14 protein-coding genes are annotated in these 17,002 nt (G+C 61.6%); 4 read left to right on the top strand and 10 right to left on the bottom strand.

What is annotated here, in order from left to right; translation table 11 throughout:
- The gene (locus tag RR842_RS00255) at nucleotides 1–807 is read right to left on the bottom strand and encodes an ATP-binding cassette domain-containing protein (protein ID WP_332728769.1); all 807 of its coding nucleotides are present in this window, start codon (nucleotides 805–807) and stop codon (nucleotides 1–3) included.
- Between the two features lie 459 nt (nucleotides 808–1,266).
- On the opposite strand from RR842_RS00255, the gene RR842_RS00250 reads away from it, so the two are divergent.
- From RR842_RS00250 to RR842_RS00235, 4 genes are all read left to right on the top strand, one after another.
- Nucleotides 1,267–2,616 carry an MFS transporter gene (locus RR842_RS00250; protein WP_332512107.1) on the top strand — a complete coding sequence of 450 codons (1,350 nt, stop codon included), beginning with the start codon at nucleotides 1,267–1,269 and terminating at the stop codon, nucleotides 2,614–2,616.
- Nucleotides 2,613–5,225 (top strand): molybdopterin-dependent oxidoreductase, encoded by a 2,613-nt coding sequence (locus tag RR842_RS00245; protein WP_332512108.1) that lies wholly within the window; start codon nucleotides 2,613–2,615, stop codon nucleotides 5,223–5,225. Before RR842_RS00250 ends, RR842_RS00245 begins: the two co-directional genes overlap by 4 nt.
- Nucleotides 5,226–5,228: 3 nt before the next feature.
- The gene (locus tag RR842_RS00240; RefSeq protein WP_332512109.1) at nucleotides 5,229–6,053 is read left to right on the top strand and encodes a 4Fe-4S dicluster domain-containing protein; all 825 of its coding nucleotides are present in this window, start codon (nucleotides 5,229–5,231) and stop codon (nucleotides 6,051–6,053) included.
- A 313-nt stretch (nucleotides 6,054–6,366) separates the two neighbouring features.
- Nucleotides 6,367–6,798, top strand: a complete 432-nt coding sequence (locus RR842_RS00235; protein ID WP_332512110.1) for a PadR family transcriptional regulator — start codon at nucleotides 6,367–6,369, stop codon at nucleotides 6,796–6,798.
- An 82-nt stretch (nucleotides 6,799–6,880) separates the two neighbouring features.
- Here RR842_RS00235 and RR842_RS00230 read toward each other — a convergent pair whose 3' ends face one another.
- From RR842_RS00230 to RR842_RS00190, 9 genes are all read right to left on the bottom strand, one after another.
- A complete protein-coding gene (locus tag RR842_RS00230) occupies nucleotides 6,881–8,161 on the bottom strand; it encodes an AAA family ATPase (protein WP_332728774.1) in 1,281 nt (426 codons plus the stop codon).
- Between the two features lie 12 nt (nucleotides 8,162–8,173).
- Nucleotides 8,174–8,611 (bottom strand): GNAT family N-acetyltransferase, encoded by a 438-nt coding sequence (locus tag RR842_RS00225; protein ID WP_332711489.1) that lies wholly within the window; start codon nucleotides 8,609–8,611, stop codon nucleotides 8,174–8,176.
- A gap of 114 nt (nucleotides 8,612–8,725) precedes the next feature.
- Nucleotides 8,726–9,700, bottom strand: coding sequence for a DUF169 domain-containing protein (locus RR842_RS00220; protein WP_332553540.1), 975 nt, complete (start codon nucleotides 9,698–9,700; stop codon nucleotides 8,726–8,728).
- A gap of 70 nt (nucleotides 9,701–9,770) precedes the next feature.
- Nucleotides 9,771–11,156, bottom strand: a complete 1,386-nt coding sequence (locus tag RR842_RS00215; protein ID WP_332721991.1) for a radical SAM protein — start codon at nucleotides 11,154–11,156, stop codon at nucleotides 9,771–9,773.
- 4 nt (nucleotides 11,157–11,160) lie between these two features.
- Nucleotides 11,161–12,027 (bottom strand): DUF2064 domain-containing protein, encoded by an 867-nt coding sequence (locus RR842_RS00210; protein WP_332512116.1) that lies wholly within the window; start codon nucleotides 12,025–12,027, stop codon nucleotides 11,161–11,163.
- A gap of 35 nt (nucleotides 12,028–12,062) precedes the next feature.
- Nucleotides 12,063–14,297, bottom strand: coding sequence for a molybdopterin-dependent oxidoreductase (locus tag RR842_RS00205; protein ID WP_332728768.1), 2,235 nt, complete (start codon nucleotides 14,295–14,297; stop codon nucleotides 12,063–12,065).
- Complete coding sequence (locus tag RR842_RS00200) at nucleotides 14,297–15,250, bottom strand: (Fe-S)-binding protein (protein ID WP_332728767.1); 954 nt, start codon at nucleotides 15,248–15,250, stop codon at nucleotides 14,297–14,299. The genes RR842_RS00205 and RR842_RS00200 overlap by 1 nt, the downstream gene beginning before the upstream one ends.
- Nucleotides 15,251–15,423: 173 nt before the next feature.
- Nucleotides 15,424–16,404, bottom strand: a complete 981-nt coding sequence (gene nrfD, locus RR842_RS00195) for an NrfD/PsrC family molybdoenzyme membrane anchor subunit (RefSeq protein ID WP_332512120.1) — start codon at nucleotides 16,402–16,404, stop codon at nucleotides 15,424–15,426.
- Complete coding sequence (locus tag RR842_RS00190; protein ID WP_332553544.1) at nucleotides 16,404–16,982, bottom strand: 4Fe-4S dicluster domain-containing protein; 579 nt, start codon at nucleotides 16,980–16,982, stop codon at nucleotides 16,404–16,406. The genes nrfD and RR842_RS00190 overlap by 1 nt, the downstream gene beginning before the upstream one ends.
- Nucleotides 16,983–17,002 lie beyond the last annotated feature (20 nt).

The raw sequence follows: 17,002 nt of genomic DNA, 5'->3' as shown, positions 1-17,002 counted from the left end.
TTACTCGCCTCCCTTTTCAAGATAGATGCACGCATCGGCGCGCTCGCCCAGCGAGCGCTCGATCACGCCCACGACCACAGCCACGTTGCGCTCGCGCGCAGCACGCTTGAGCAGGTCGATCAACCCTTCGGACTGCGACATGGTCAGCTGGTCTTCCACATCGTCGATGACCACGGCATCAGGGCCGCCCGCAAACGCAAGCGCGATGCCTAGCTGCGCCAGCTTCTCGGCCGTAAGGTCCTTCACCCGCACCTCCGCCACCTCGGCGAGATCCCACTCATCGAGGTACGCCACAACCAGCTCGCGACGCGAAGGACGCCTGAACAACCCGAACTCGGCGCTTACCGCATTGGCGGCCGTCAGATTCTCCTGCAGCTCGTTTAACCCCGCCACCAGGCCAAGACCCACGCGACGTTCGATCTTGGCACGGTTGTGCGGCAGCTCCAGCCCGCCCACGGCAAGCGAGCCCTTCGTGAACCTCATGCGACCCGCCAGCGTGAGCAGCAACGCCGTCTTGCCGCTGCCGTTGCGCCCGCGCACGGCCACGACCTGGCCGCGCCCGACGTCGAGATCGACCCCGCGGTAGGCGTAGCCTCGGATCGTTTTCAGCTCTAAACCCCGTGCGACCAGAAAGGCCTCCTCGCGCGGTTTGCGCATGACGGACAGCGGCGCCGTGGCGGCGCTCGGGGGCGAAGCCGCACCGACAACGTGAGCGCACGCTTTCCCGACGGCATCTGACACCGACCCCGCGCCAACCGCACCCGCAGCTTTCGCCGCAAGCACGTTTCCGCTCTCTACCTCTTCCATGTTTGCTCCTTTTTGACTGACTAGTCAGTTTTTTCTTTCGGCAGTATAGCATCGTCAAGGGAGAAAGCAAGTGATCCGTCCACATTTGCGTATACTTCACAGCTGACGCAGCGGAGAGCCGAGGGCCGGGCCAAAACGACGACGAGCAGGGCCGTGGCGCCCACCTCCGTCTGCCGCGCACCTGCGGCATGGGCAGAACCCGTGCTGCCTCCACTGCGTTTGTCAGCATTTCGGTATGACAAGGAACCCGTCGTAAAACCAATTTCATCCCTACTGCAGGTAGATTATCCAAGCCAACTGCAAAATACTGGAGCTAGGAAAGGGGCTTGCCCAAACATCGTGCTGCGCAAGTTCACCCGCGACGTTCCGGCAAGATCGCCCGCAGCCAAGCTGGAAGAGAGTCCGCTGCTCCGCAACGCCCTCCCCCCGCACCGACCCCAACCGCTAGGAGAAGCCGCCATGAACGACAGCGCGCTACAAGAAGACGTAGGCTTCGACACTGCCGTGCCCCAACGGAGTGCGAAGACCAGCAAGGCATTTTACGGGTATCCATTGATCGTGGTGCTCGGGTTCATGTACTTCTGCTCTTCAGGCATCGTTTTGCCGACGGCAACCCTCGTCAACCCGCTCATGCTGCAAGATGCCTCTCTCGGCATGAACGCCACCATATTGGGTACAGGCTTTTCCGTCTTCGTGCTGGTGCAAGGCCTCTCCGCACCACTTGTCGGCGCGCTTATCTCACGGAAGGGCGCACGCTTTTGCATGACGATGGGTGCGATCGTGATGCTTGCAGCCATGCTTTTCCTGATCTTCTTCGTGTCTTCGCCGCTCGCATACTTCATCGCATTCGGCGTCGTCACAAGCGCCGCCACCATGATGGTCGGCCAGGTTGCGGTACAGAGCACGATCGGCGACTGGTTCATCGCGCGGCGCGGCGTGGCAATGACCGCCATGATGGTTATCGGTGCCAGCGCTTCGTTCATAGGCCCTCCCGTTATCAACGCCATCATCGGCGCCACCGGCGGAACCTGGCAAAGCGGCTGGTATCTTCTGGTGGGCCTGAGCGTCATACTCATTCCCGTTGCCGTACTCTTCGTCAAGAACAAACCTTCCGACCTTGGTCAGCACCCCGATGGTGTAACCGACCCGAGCGATATCGGCACCGCAGGGAAGGGCTTTAAGGTCTATAAGAACATGGGGACCGTGCCGTTCAAGGACGTGCTGAGGTCGCCGTACTTCTGGCTGATATCACTTGCAGCCACCGGCGGGTTCGCCGCCTATACCCTAGCCATCTCGCAGGGCGTCATCCACTTCACCTCGCTTGGATTCAACAACGGCCTTATTGTCGCGGGCGTTGCCATCATGGGCGGCGTCAGCCTTTTGGGCAAGCTGCTCTTAGGATTGGTCTCCGATCGCATCGAGCCCATCCGTCTCATCGTCGCGTCGACGGTGGTGCTGGTCATCGGCATACTGGCAGGCGCAACGGCACAAAACGATTCCATGCTCTACGTGTACTACATATGCGTCGGCTTCGGGTTCGGCGGCGTCAACGCCGTGTTCCCCACGGCGATGGCAAACTACTTCGGAGCCTCGTCGTTCTCGAAGAATCTCGGCACCGGCATTATGATCACGACCGTGGTTGCCTCCACGCTCCCCATCATGAGCGGCGCGATATTCGACGCAACGGGCAGCTGTACCATCGCGTTCTACATCGTCGCCGTGATCGTCGCTGCCTGCGCAGTATGCGGCCTGCTGGTGAAGATACCAAAGAAGATCGTCACGCCGCAAGGAGAGGAGATGTCCGCATGACCAAAAACACCAAGGGCACGCCTATCGTGAAGGGCCTGGGCTTCGACAGCTTCGGGCTTGGTGCGAACGCATGCACCGTGGACATCGACGAGGAGCAGGATAAGATCCTGCGCATCCGTCCGTTCCACTTCGACGAGCACCAGACCCCCGAGGAGCTGAACGCCTGGAAACTGGAGGCGCGCGGCCAGACATTCGAGCCGGGCTTCAAGACGCTTATCTCGCCTTTGTCGCTGTGCTACAAGAAGCGCGTGTATTCCAAGAACCGCATCCCGTATCCCTTAAAGCGCGTGGACTGGGACCCGAACGGCGAGCGCAACCCGAGCACCCGCGGAACAAGCGGCTACGAGCGCATCAGCTGGGATGAGGCTTCATGCATCGTTGCCAGCGAGATCAAACGCATGCACGACGAGTACGCCCCCGAAGCCATCCTCTGCGAGATCGACGGACATGGCGAGACAAAAATCGTCCATGCAGCACATGGCTGCATCACCCAACTGCTCGACCTCTGCGGAGGGTTCACCTTGCAAGCCCGCCAACCCGACAGCTGGGAAGGCTGGTACTGGGGCGCCAAGCACATCTGGGGCATGGACCCGCTCGGCCAGCAAAACCAGCAGAACAACGTCATCAAGGATGTTGTCGAAAACGGCGATGCGGTCCTGTTCTGGGGCTGCGACCCCGAGACCACGCCGCTTGGTTGGGGCGGCTACCTGGCCAGCCGCCTGTGCTACTGGTTCACCGATTTAGGGATCAAGCAGATCCACATCTCTCCGGACGTGAACTACACCAACGCCGTGCATGCCGACAAGTGGATTCCCGTGTTGCCGAACACCGACGCCGCCCTGCAGCTGGCCATCGCCCACACATGGATCACGGAAGGCACGTACGACCAAGCCTATCTCGACACGCACAGCATAGGGTTCGACAATTTCAAGCATTACGTGCTGGGCGGCGAAGACGGCGTTCCCAAGACACCGAAATGGGCGCAGAAGATCTGCGGCGTGCCTTCCTACACCATCAAGGCCTTCGCCCGCTACTGGGCCAAACATGCCGTGTCCATAGCCCACTGCAACGGCGGCTCATTCATCCGCTCATGCTTCGCTCACGAGCCAGCGCGCCTCGAAGTGGCCCTCTTAGGCATGCAAGGTGTGGGTAAGCCCGGCGCCAACCAGTTCAAGTTCATGGAGTGGACGCTCTTCGGCATCCCCACGCTCGATCCGCTGCCGCCTTCGGTGCACATCCCCAGTTTGGGCGCCGCCTATCGCGGCTATGTTACCGGAACGAAAGCAAGCTTCATCCCTAAGACCATGATCCCCGAAGCCATTGTGAACCCACCTGTGCAGTGGTACGGCCACATTGGCGCTGGGTTCCCGCGTGAAGACCAGTTCGACGGCCCCTACACGTTCCCGCCTGAAGGTGGCAGCCGCATTCACATGGTGTGGTCGGATTCGCCGTGCTGGGAGACCTGCTGGAACGGCGGCTTCAAGATGCAGGACGCGCTGCGCCACGAATCCATTGAATGCGTGGTGGTGCAGCATCCCTGGATGGAGAACGACACTTTGTTCGCCGACATCATCTTGCCCTCAAACACCAAGTTCGAGACTGAGGACATCGGCACCGACTGCGACTCAGGCCAGTGGAACGTCGTATTCTACGAGCGCCAAGCCATCCATCCCCTCGGAGAATCAAAGTCCGACAAGGAGTGCGTGGCCGAGGTGGCTCGCGCCCTTGAACAGTTCGGTGGCATCTACGAGAACATCCACGCCAACTACCTGGGCAACAAAACCGATGACGAGTGGATCAAAGTAGGCTTCGAAACGAGCGGCGTGCCCGAGGACCTCACCTTCGAGGAGTTCAAAGAGAAGCAGTACTACGCCTTCCCCACACGCGAGGACTGGAAGGACATTCCTGCCGGCATCCGACAGTTCCACGATGACCCCGAGAAGCATCCATTGCGTACGCCGTCCGGCAAACTGGAATACTACTCCACCTCGCTCATGCAGCACTTCCCCGACGATCAGGAGCGCGGCCCTATCCCGCATTGGGTGGACGAGGGTGCAGGACACCAGGAGCGCGCCTACCTGTCGCGTGGCCGTAAGTACCCCTTCCTGCTGGTGTCAAACCATCCTCACTTCCGCGTGCATGCCCAGCACGACGACGTCACGTGGTTCCGAGAGATAGAAACCTGTAAGGTGACCGGCCCTGATGGCTACAAGTACGAGCCCGTCTGGGTCAACCCGATCGATGCCGGCAAACTGGGGCTTAAAACGGGCGACATCGTGAAGGTATACAACGAGCGCGGTGCCGTGCTCGGCGGCGTCATCGTCACAGAACGCATCATGCCAGAAGTTGTCTACCAAGATCACGGTGCACGCTGCGATACTATCGTTTTAGGCGAGGGCGGCTTGGACCGCGGCGGCGCAAACAACCTCATCGCGCCCACAGCAACCACATCAAAACACGCACACGGCGAAGTGACGAGCGGCTTTTTGGTGAACATCGAGAAGGTGGATGTGCTCGCATTGGCCGAGCAGTACCCCGAAGCGTTCGGGCGCGACTATGACCCAGACTGCGGTTTGGTAGCCACCGCCCGCGTTGTGGAAGGAGCATAGATCATGGGAAAGGTATTCCTATTCGATGTGGCGAAATGCAACGGCTGCCGTAACTGCCAGATAGCCTGCAAAGACGAGCACGTCGATAACGACTGGTCACCTATTTCTAAGCCGCAACCCGATACGGGACACTTCTGGTGCCGCATTGAGGAAAAGGTGCGTGGCCAGGTGCCGAAGGTGAAGATCGCCTATCTCATGCACCGCTGCCAGCACTGTGCCGACGCACCCTGTATGAAAGCGTCGCCCGAAGCGGTGTATCGTCGCGAAGACGGCCTGGTGATTATTGACCCGGAGGCGGCCCAAGGCAAGCGTGAGCTTGTCGAAGCATGCCCCTACGGTGCCATCTTCTGGAATGAGGAGTTAGCCTTGCCGCAGAAGTGCACGGGGTGCGCGCACCTGGTGGACGCGGGCGAGGTGCCTCACTGCGTGGACGTGTGCCCGCACGAGGCTCTACGTTTCGGCGAGGAGGAGGACTTCGCCGCCGAGATCGCGGCCTCCGATGCCTTCATGCCTGAGCGCGCCCACACCGACCGTCCGCGTACGTACTACCTGAACCTACCCAAGCGCTTTTTGGCCGGCATTGTGGTTGACCCCGAGGCCGACGAGGTTGTCGTCGGGGCCAAGGTCACCGTCGAGAACCTGGATTCGGGCGAGGTCATGGCCACCGAGGCCGACGAATTCGGGGACTTCTGGTTCCATCAGGTGAGCGCGGCCCGCTGGCGCGTCTACGTCGAGGCCGAGGGCTACCTCACGCGCGTGATCGAGGCGTCGACCGTCGAAGAGGACCGCAACATGGGACCGGTGGAGCTGTACGCCAGCGAACTTTAGCGACAGCAGCAAGCAAGAGGCCGCAGCAGCAGCGCGGCGATTAGGTGTCGGAGCTCGCATTACGCTCCGGCACCTTTTTCATGAGCGCACGAGGGGCGGGAGGCTTCCGAGAAAGGCAGGGGCGACCGGGCGGGTCAGCCGAAGGGCCTAGAGCTAAAAAGCAAATATTCTCACGTTTTCACTAGTGGTATTCTGCCAATAGTTATGAGATGATAGTGTTTGCTTTATTCCCCACGATACTCCTCTTCGCGACCGTTCCGCGATGAACGCTCGCGAAGAATGCCGAGCACTGCACGAGAAAGAGGAACCGCCCATGTGGAGCACCTGCCACCCCAAATCCGATGAAGACATGAAAGAGTGCGCCGAGCTGGGCAAATCGCTCAACCGCCTATCGCAGCCCACCATCCTCACCCTGCTCGCCGACTCCGACAAGCCGCTGCATGGTTACGTCATCGTACAGCAGGCGGCAAACTCGCCCATGTTCGGCGGCAAGAAGCCCGATGCTACCGGCATCTACCGTGCCCTCAAGCGCATGGAGGAAGCCGAGCTGGTCACCTCGGTGTGGGACACGCCAGAAGAAGGATCTGCCAAACGCCTGTTCACGCTCACCGACAAGGGCCGTCACTGCCTACGCCGCTGGATTGACTCGCTTGCCTGCTACCAGGTAACCCTCGAAGAGTTGCGTGGGCTTGCCGCCGGCGCGCTGGGCATCGACCTGCCCGACACACCCCGCTGCTCGCATTAACACCGAACACCCGAGCCTTCGGGGGCAAGCGCGAAGAACAGCCCGTCCCCGGATGCCCGACACCCCCGTTGCTCGCATTAGGCTACAAGCACCAGGCCATGTAGAGCGGTAAGTAAGTGCGCTTGCCCTCTACTCTGAGCTGGCCGGGGTGAAGAACGTATTCCTCCCCGATGCGATTTCCGAACTTCTGGGAAAACTTGTCGAGCGATAGCGTCGCGTAGCGTTTGGTCGACTTCACCTCTAAAGGCACAACCTTGGCATGCGGTTTGCCAGCGGTAATGAGAAAATCAATCTCCATGCGCTCTTGCGGCTGGGGGCCAGAGGACGAATAGAACCATAAGCCCCTTCCGCTGGCGCGCAGTGTTTGAGCAATGACGTTTTCCACCAGCATCCCCTCGTTCAACTGGAGCTTCCCCAAAAGAATATCGTGATACACCGTGCTTTCCGCACTGATGCCGTCGGCGAAAGCCTGGGTCACCAGAAGCCCTGTATCGGCCAGGTAGCATTTCAGGGACAACCGATCCTCGCTCATTTTAAGCCCCACATGCGGGTCGGTGGCCTTGAGGCACAGGTTGGCTATACGGGCATCTGCCAGCCAGAAGAACGCCTCTTCGTAGGTGCGCATGCGAGCGTCCCCCTCAAGAGCGCTGAGCGTGAACTTCTTCTCGTGCTTCGCAAGCTGCCCCGGCATCTCATCGAACACCGAGGTAACCTTATATTCATAGCCCTTCGCGAAGCGTCCTATATCGTTTCTGTACAGGGAAAGTATCTGCGACTTTATCTTTTCGGCAGCGTGGAAGTCCTTGCTCTCGGCATAGGTCGCCACGGGTGCAGGCATACCGCCCACGAGCATGTACTCTTGAAATACGCGCGAGGCCTTCTTATGCAGCGCGTCGGGCAGGGGTTGTCGGTTGTCTGCGGCCTGTTTGATGAGGGTCGAGAGCCGCTCTTCCCCGCACGCCCAACAGAATTCCTCGAAGTCAAATGGATTCAGCTCGAAGGACACTTCTTCGGAAGGAATCAAGATATCTTGGGTATTCTGTTTAATGGAAACAAGGGAGCCGGTCTCTATGAAGTCATAACGCCCGTCCTCTACAAAATACTTCACCATCGCGCGCGCGTGAGGAAAGAATTGCACCTCGTCCAGCACGACCAGTGTGTCGCGCTCGTGAAGCTGCACGTTATAGAGACCCGCAAGATAGGAAAAGAGCGAATCGAGGTCGTCAGCTAGATCGCGAAACAGGGCCTTTACGTCGTCGTTTGCCCGGTAAAAGTCGATGAAGAGGCATGACCGGTACTCGTTTTTACCAAACTCCCGGGCCAGCGTGCTCTTCCCGACACGGCGTGCGCCTTCGACGAGCAGCGCAGTCGAGCCCTACTCCGCCCTCTTCCTCATGGGCACCGGCCCGCATTCTTCGCGTATCTCGCAGTGGTCACAGTCGTCCACCAGCGCCATCTTTATCAGATCCCAGGAAATACGCTCATAGCCAAGTGCCTCGTAAAATGCCAGACTCGCACCGCGCGACACGAGGCGCAGCTCGCCGTAGCGCGCCAGCGCCTCATCCATGAGCGCACGTCCCACACCGAACCCGCGCCACGTATCGTGCGTGATCACCGGATTGACGAAAGCCACCCCTTCGCCCTCATCGAGCGCGAGGCGGATGAAACCAACCACTTCATCGTCGGCGTTGACCGCCACGCGCACCCGCTCGATCGAAGGAATCGCGTCCATACCCTCCGCTGCACAGAACGCATCGAGGGTGCCTTTGTCCCCTTCACGCGCATCGCGCAGGGTGAACAGATCATCGGCCATAAGAGTTCCTTTCCTGCGCCCAGTGAGCGACGGCGGTACCTGTCCGGCCCCTTCGAGGACCGGCTTCGCGCGCAGCCTGCCGACAGGTTCTGCGGACCTACGACCCGCAGAATCCTACATGATGGGCGGCACGTATATCTTCATACGGGAATCGGGGATGGCCTTCTTCGCCAACTCCGTCAAGCCCTGCGCCACGATGGGCAGCTTGTCCACGGGCAATCCCATGAACATCATATCCTCGCCCAAATCGGTGGCCGCCCGGCAGCCATAGCACCCGAACGTGATATTGGGTTCCTGCTTCGTCAGGGGATACAGCACCGCCTCCACGCACATGGAGTTGAAGCCACTCGCATGGAAGTCGAACCGGTGTCCCGAATAGTAGCTCATGGACATGCACAGCCACATCATCTGCTCGGGCGTGCCGGTGATCACGACCACTTCGGGCTCGCGCACGGTCTTCGAAAGCGGGGCGACGTAAGTGGCCCGTCGGCTCTTCGGCGGCAGCGTCGGGCGCTCCGCCACCATGCGCGCGGCGGCCTGTGCATTCACCACCTTGTGGAACAGCACGTATATCTCGCCCGTGGCCAGCTTCTCCGGCACGCCGGTCATGCCAAAGATGGACGTGCCGTCGGGGCACGAATGCCGATGCGGCGGCATGAGGATGCTCGCACCGCGGCGAGCCGCCATCATCGCCTGGCAGAAGCGCTGGTTCTCGGGTGGCATGGGCACGTCGGGCAGCAACTCGTCCTTGCCGATAAGGCTCACCGCCACCGGTTGCCAACGCAGCCCCAGCTTCTCCATGATGATGCGCTGCCATTCGGCATACTGCTCGTGTAGCTCCTGCACAATCGGCTGGGCACGCGCCTCGTCGGCGAAGGGGTCGTACACCGCATCCCCCACCGCCTCGACCAAAAGCGCCCGCTGCGGACAGTTCCCCGAACAGGTAGTGCATCCCACACAGTCTTCGATGCGCACCGCGAAAGGATGGCCCTCGTCGTCGGCCTCAAGCACCTCGCACGGGCAGAACGCCACGCACAGCCCGCACGCCACGCACCGCGCCGGATCGTTCACAATCCTATACTCAGCCATCCGGCATCCTCTCCTCAATCCCAACGTCTGTCGCACCCCGCGTTCCGGCTTCGCCGGAATGGGCAGCAATCTAGCGCAGCTCCTCCTTGCACCAAGGCGGGTACACCCGCCTGCCCGCCGCATCCGTCAAATGATACGAGCAGAACGGAATGGCACGCCCGTCAGGCACCGTCACCATCATAGAGCACTCCCTAAGGCGCTGCGTATCCATCGACACCGCGTCCATGTAGTTCATGATGATCACGGAAAGTCCGCTCGCCACCTCGACGCCCTTCCGATCCAGGATATCGAGGAACACCGACCCTTGCGGGCTGTCCGGCGAATACCCGGCATGGTACTCTTCCATCGTCATAGCGCGCGTAGCCGGATAGAAGCCGGACGGATGCGCCTCGACGCCCGCGGGCGGCTCGCCGTGCACGAAGAACACGCCGGTGTCGCACAGAGGGTTCGAGCATCCCAGCGGCCAGATGTCGCGCGGTGCGACCAGTCCGTCAGACTGTTCGGCCAGCTTGAAGATCACGTCGCCCGCACTCATCGGCATGGCTCGCTCGGCATCGAAGCGCCCCGAAGTGAACGCCGGCTGCAACGCAAGCCCCGCCACCACATCGGCATTGTCCAAGCAGAAGCGCAAAAGATCGCCCAACTGGCCGTCGTTCAACCCGGCCACCACAGCCACCGACAGCACCACCTGGATGCCCACCTCACGGCAGCGTTCGATCACGCGCATTTTCACGTCTAAGATGTCGCGCCCACACGTGCCTTCGTACACCTCGCCGGTAAGTCCGTCGAACGACAGGTACACGCCCGTGAGCCCCGCCCACACCAGTTCTTCCAAGTACCCCTCGCGCGCGGCGATAACCAGGCCGTTCGTGTTCACCTCGATGCCCCAGAAGCCCTTGTCGCGCCCCATGCGGATGATCTCGGGCAAGTCTTTGCGACACGTCGGCTCGCCGCCCGTGATCTGCACGGCGCCGTCAGTGCCCACAGCGCCCGCGATCACGTCGTACATGTCGCCGATCTCGTCCAGCGCAGGGTCGCCCTCGCCGGTCTCAGCGCTCATAAAGCACACCGGGCAATGCAGATTGCAGTTGCGCGTAACCTCGATCTCCAGCAGCGTACCGCGGCGTTCGTGGCGCGAACAAGTGCCGCATCCATGCGGACACGGCGCGCTCGCCGGAATCGTGTTGCACGGCGTCGTTTTGGGGAAGGCAAGGGAGCGCAGCCACGTGTAGTGATCGGCATCGGGCCACATGCGCGTCGCCAACCTGCCATGATCGGGACACGTGCGCTCCATCCACACCGCACCCTCCGCGTCGGCATACACCTCGGCCTTCAGCTCATGCAGGCAGGTGGGACACAGCGCCGTTGTCGTATGCAGCGGCGTGCGCACTTCGGCGTCCCCGCCCTCCGGAGTGCTCGTGCCCTCGCCTGCTGCGACCTTCTCGTTGGCATCCATGGCACTACTCCGAGTCGATGTACTGGCGCGGGTCATGCTCGTCGTTCGGCGGCGTACTCACCTGGATGCCCATGTAGTCGATCCAGTCCAGCACGCGCTGCGGCACGAACAGGTCGGTCTGGTGCTCGGCCGCCTTCTTGATAGCGCGCATGCACGAGATAGCATGCGCAAGATCCGTCGCCTCGTCGATGTCGGCCACGGGAGACAGATAGGCCGAAGGGATGTCGCAGTCCTCCAGCTTCTCCATGTAGCCGTCCAGTGCCGCACGCCCGTCCAGGTTGTAGTACACGCCCTGGTGGTTCATCGGCGTGTTGTGGCTAAAGCCCACCAGCGACGTTCCGCATTCCTGACAAGGTGCCTGTACGAAGCCAGGGTTGCCGACACTCTGGAAGTAGTCGAGCCATTTGAACGCCTGCGAGATATGCGATTTCGGCATGGTGGGAATGTCTCCACCCACCGACACGATATGCTCGTAGCCCATCCCGAAAATCTGCGTGAACGCATCGTCGAAGTGGTCGTCGAACGTCGCACCCTTGTCGGTAAGGTAGTGGATCTCCAGCGGCCACGGCCCGATCGCGTCGTAGGTGTCCTTCATGACCGCCACGTTCTCGGCCGGCGTCGTGCATACGAAGAAGTCGTAGGTGATCTTGTCGGCCGTCGGGTCTGCAGCCACCAGCTGGTCGTTCTCGTACTGCAATTCAGCCAACGCATGCATAGCCATCTCGCTTACATCGTACAAGCTGCGCTTGAAGAACTCGGCGGCCTGCTCAGGGCTTAAGATACCGTTATGCTCATGAGTAAGCCGCGTCTTCACCATGCCCGGAATCGGGGGCTTGCTGAACAACAATAGCGCCTGCTTCTTCTCCGCCACAAAAGTCTCCTTCTCTCACGCGGGCACGCCCGCACCTATACGTTTTCCCAGCTCAAAGGCTCGTTAACCTTGCGCAACACGCAGTCGATGGCATTGTACGACCAGGTGCCGATCATTGGCTCGCCGGGCGCACACGACGTAAGGCAGTTCACGTTCGACTCCCACATGCCGCCAAAGTCGGGTGATCCCGGCTCCCACTCAGGGTGCCACCAGCCGTAGTCCACGTTCACCAGATCATCACGCATCGAGGCCGTTCCCAGTATAAAGCGCGCCGACCCGTTGTCGGTGGCGATCTCGACGCGATCCCCTGCCGCCAGGCCCAGCCTTACAGCCGTGGCCTCGCTCACCTCCACCACCGGATAAGGTGATTTGGCGCGAAACGCCGGGTTGTTGAAATACATCGAGGCGTTGTAGGGCTGCTTGCGCGACCCGGTGATCATCGGCAGCCATGCGCCTCCCTCCTGCTCGGCCCGCGCACGCAGCCCCTCGGAGCACAGCGTAACCGGCACGGCAGGTTCGGGCAGGCGCGGGCCTCCCAGCAGTGGTAAAAACTCGCTAGCCAGCTCGATCTTTCCCGTTGTGGTAGCAAAGCCCTGAGGGCGACCGTCCAAGCCCGGAAGCTCGTGCTTAGCGAAGGCGGGTTGCTGGTAGTAGATGCCCAGTTCGCAGAACAGGTCCCAGTCCAGGCCGGCACGAGCCAGCTGCATCGCGAACGCCTCGGCCAGCGTGCTCTCCGGCCATGCGTCCCCCTGCCCCAACCGCTTGCCCAGCTCGCGGAACACCTCGTAATCGCATCTACGCTCATAGTACGGATCGACCGCAGCCGGACCGCCGTAGCCTATGTTCGCCACACCTCCATGCACTTGCAGGATAGGCCGCTCGACCGCAGCGGCAATAGGCAGCACGTAGTCGGCAATGCTCGCCGTGGGAGTCATATAGTATTCCAGCACCACCAGCAGATCGAGGCCCATGAAGGCCTCGAACACCCGATGCGTGTCGGCGTAGGTGAGCAGCGGATTGGTGGCGTTCACGATAAGCGCCCGCACCGGATACGGCTCCCCTGTCTCCATGGCATGCAGCACCAGGTCGGGATGAGCCGAGGTCAGGTAGCGCGCAGGCAGCGTGCGTCCCAGCTTCTCCGTCAGCGTACGGGCGCGCTCGTAGCCGTCGTAGCACTGCAGCGGCGTGAGGTGCGTGTTCAGGCAGCGCGCCCGTTGCTCCGGCGCGAGCGCATCGGTCATCTCCAGTTCCATCTCGGAGACGAAGTCGGCACCCTCGGCCAACACGCACGTGCCGGGCTTGTCCACATTGCCCGTCACCGCACGCAGACTGCAGATGGCGCGGTGCGTCGGCGCCACACTCGCCCCCACCTGGTCGACGCCGCGCCCGGACACGAGCGCCGCCGCTCGGGCCTGGCCGAACAGCCGCGCTGCCCGCACGATGTCCTCAGCAGCCAGGCCGCAGGCTTGCGCTACGAAGTCGGGGGTATAGGGCAGCACGTGCTCGGCCAGCTCGTCGAAGCCATGGCACCAGGAGTCGACGAACGCCCGGTCCACCAGATCTTCGCCGATGATCACGTGCAGCAGCCCTAATGCCAGCGTACAGTCGGTTCCCGGACGTATCGGCAGCCATACGTCGGCCAGAGCAGCGATGCGCGTACGCCGTGGGTCGATGACCACGAGTGCCGCCTCGGTCTTCGAGAACTGGATAAGCGATCGCCAGAATGCCGAGTTGTCCGATTCTGCCGGGTTCGTCCCCCAGATGAACAGACAGTCGGTCACGCCGGGCACGATATCGGCTTCCACCGTCCAGCCGAACGTAAGGGCGTCCATCCAGATGCGCGGGTTCCAGCAGATCTGCCCGATACCCATGTTGTTGGGACTCCCGAACAGGTTCATGAAGCGGTGTAGCGGCCAGTAGGATGCGTGCGGCCCGCCAATGGCGCTGGCCAGCGTCTCGGGGCCATGCTCCTCGGCAAGCGCGCCCAACCGCGCGGCAATATCATCGAGCGCCTCGTCCCAGCTCACGCGCTCCCACTGGTTGCCGCCGCGCGCGCCGACGCGGCGCAGCGGATAGTTCACGCGGTCGTCGCCGTCAAGCGCGTCCAAGTTCATGCGCCAGCGACGGCACCCCGCCAAGATACGCTCGTCGTAAGGGTAGCGCGTCGTATCGGGAACCAGATCGGTCACGCGACCGTCCTCCACGGTGGCCAGGAAGGCGCAGCAGTAGCCGCAGTAGTGGCAGTTCGTGCGCCTTGTCTCGGTCGCCATCATGCCCCTTTCCCAGCATCGGGAGTCAATCCCATGAACGGTCGCGTATCGCCAGAAGCCTCCTCGGTGCCCAGCGAGTCGTCAAACAAAAAACGCAGCTTCATGTACTGGTCGGCATTGCGCCAATCGATGCGCCAATCGTACAACAGCTCCAGATAGTGAAACACCGGGACGCGGCGCTGCGAGGCGGACAGCTGATAGGCGCAGCTCACGCAAGCCGCAACGATGCCATCCGCCCCCGCACTCACCGCCTCAGCACCCCGCTGGCGCGATTGCTCGTCGGCAAGCTCGAACTTGCCCGCCGCGCGAACGAGCGACCCGCAGCATCCCGAATGCCGTCGACAATGCTCGGGTTCAACGAACAAGTCAGACGGCAGGAGCGCTCGCAAGCCGTCGGCGAACTCGCCCGTCGCCCGATCAGGACACGAGTCGTGGACGCTGAACAGCGGAGGCACGTCAGTCTCTTCTCGAACGAGTTCATTGGCAAGCATGCGCGCAGCAACGTCCCCATCGATACGGTATCCGAGCGCCGCCAGCTCTGCCGGAAGCGCGGTGACCTCCACGCCCGCCGTGCGCTCGTCGCAATCCAAGGCCGCGCGCAACGCAAGAACGCAGTTCGGACAGGCAGCAACGATGCGCTCGACCCCGGCGTTCGCGACCCGCTCGCGCAGCTGCTGCTCGAACGCCGCGCGGACCTCCTTGCCGTCCGGCTCGAAGCTCAATATCTTGCCACAGCACAAAAGCGATATTCCCTCAACCGCGCCCGCTTCTGACAGCAGCCCATACACAGACTGCACCAGGGGCAAGCCGTAGTTGATCAGTGAGCAGCCCGGAAAGAACAACGTGCGCGTCCGCCGAGGCCGTCCATCGCCCGCCACCTGCGCGACAAGGCGTGGGAACGTGCACGACACCGTGCTTCCGGCTAAAACATCTTCGAACTCGTATTCTTCCATACCCGTCTCTTCCGACGAACCCCGTCTCCGCACCAATAGTACTGCATCATCGCCCCGAGCATCCTTCTGGTTGCTCTTAAAACCACAGGCGAGGGCCCGGCCCGAAAGCCAGACCCCCGATCTGCGAACGCAAGCGGCGCTTGCCCGCCGCGCCTGAATCCTCCGGAGACGGATTAGTACTCGTTGTCGCCGTACGTCCACTTAGAAATGAACTCGGCATCTTTCTTCGCCACGCGGTTGTAGTAGCGGTTCTCGCCGGGAATCTCGGCGCGATCGTCGGTGTTGACCACCATGAAACGCAACAGGCAGCCGCCGCACAGAACCAGGATGGGAGCCACGATCTGCGAGGCCGCGGAATGGCCGCCGCCCAGGTACATGATCAGCGGAACCACCAGGCCCAGGCCCACCATGCCGACCCAGAACAGCCCCGCATAGGATCCGCGCACCCAGCGCCGCGCCGCCGCCTTGGCAGTCACGTTGCCCGCACCTAGGAAGGAAAGGACCATGGTCAGCAGCACGATAAGCTCGGCGACGACCAGGACGATGTCCACAACATGCAGCAGATCAAGGACGACCTCGGAGAGGAGCAGGCCCTCCAACGTGGCCGTCATCGGCCAGCCGCCGATGGACAGCACGATGGCCGCGCAGCCCGTGGAAATGGCCGAGATGGTGAACAGCACCGGCAGGGCCGGGGTAGCCCAGAACGCATGCGCCTTCAAGGTGGACAGCATGATGCCGGTATACATCATAATGCACAGGCCAAAGAAGCCGGCGATCAGCAAGAACGCGTCGGCCGCGGGCTTCAGGAAGCCGGACAGCCCCGCAAAGATCGGCCACGCATCGCCGATAAACGCCAAGAAGAACAGTAAGGCGAACACTGCGGCGATGACCAAAAACGTCGCGCCCCACTTGATGATGGATTTAGCCGTAGTCCACACACGCCAGAACACGCCCGGCTGTCCCAGGTCGACCACCAGGAACACGCAGCCGATAGCCACGCACACCAGGGACACGAGCACAGGAAGCGCAAAGATCTCGGCCGAGCCCGGAAGCACGAAGCTGTTGAAGAGCGCGGAGATGAACAGAATGCCACCTGCCAAACCGCCCAAGAACAGATACAGGGCGATAGGCGGTTCCCAATAATGGTGCCTCATTATGCCTTACCTCCCAACTCAGGAATGTAGTAGATCTGAGGATCGGTGCCGAGTTCCTCGAAAAGACGTTCGGTCTTCACGGAGCCAATGAGCTTAGAAACCTCGCTGTTCGGATCGTCGAGGTCGCCGAAAATACGGGCCTTCTGATGGCAGGTCAGCACGCAGTACGGCTGAGCATCGGGGTCCAGCTGGCGCTTGTCGCGGCAAAACGTGCACTTGCGCACGTAGCGGTGCATGCGATCCTCCAGGTGAGAAGCATCGCGCATGCCATAGGGGCACGCGTTCACGCACACCTTGCACGACAGGCACTTCTGGGGGTCCACCCACACCGTGCCGTCTTCGTCTTGCTGGCTGGCGCCCGACGGGCAGCACGGAACGCACTCGGGGTTCTCGCAGTGCATGCACAGCAGCGGTTGCCAGCTCTTGTGGACGTTCGGCCACGTACCCTGAGCACCCTCGGTAACCACCGGGTTGTAGACGATGTCAAGGGGGAGCTTGTTCCACGTACGACAAGCAACCGTGCAGGAGTGACAGCCGATGCAACGACGCTGATCGATGACCATAACGTAACGTGTCATGTATCTATCCTTTCTTCCTA

This window comes from Gordonibacter sp. (assembly GCF_036667095.1).
Taxonomy (GTDB): Bacteria; Actinomycetota; Coriobacteriia; order Coriobacteriales; family Eggerthellaceae; genus Gordonibacter.
The sequence above is the reverse complement of the archived record's forward strand: the minus strand, read 5'-3'. Positions and strand labels throughout refer to the sequence as shown.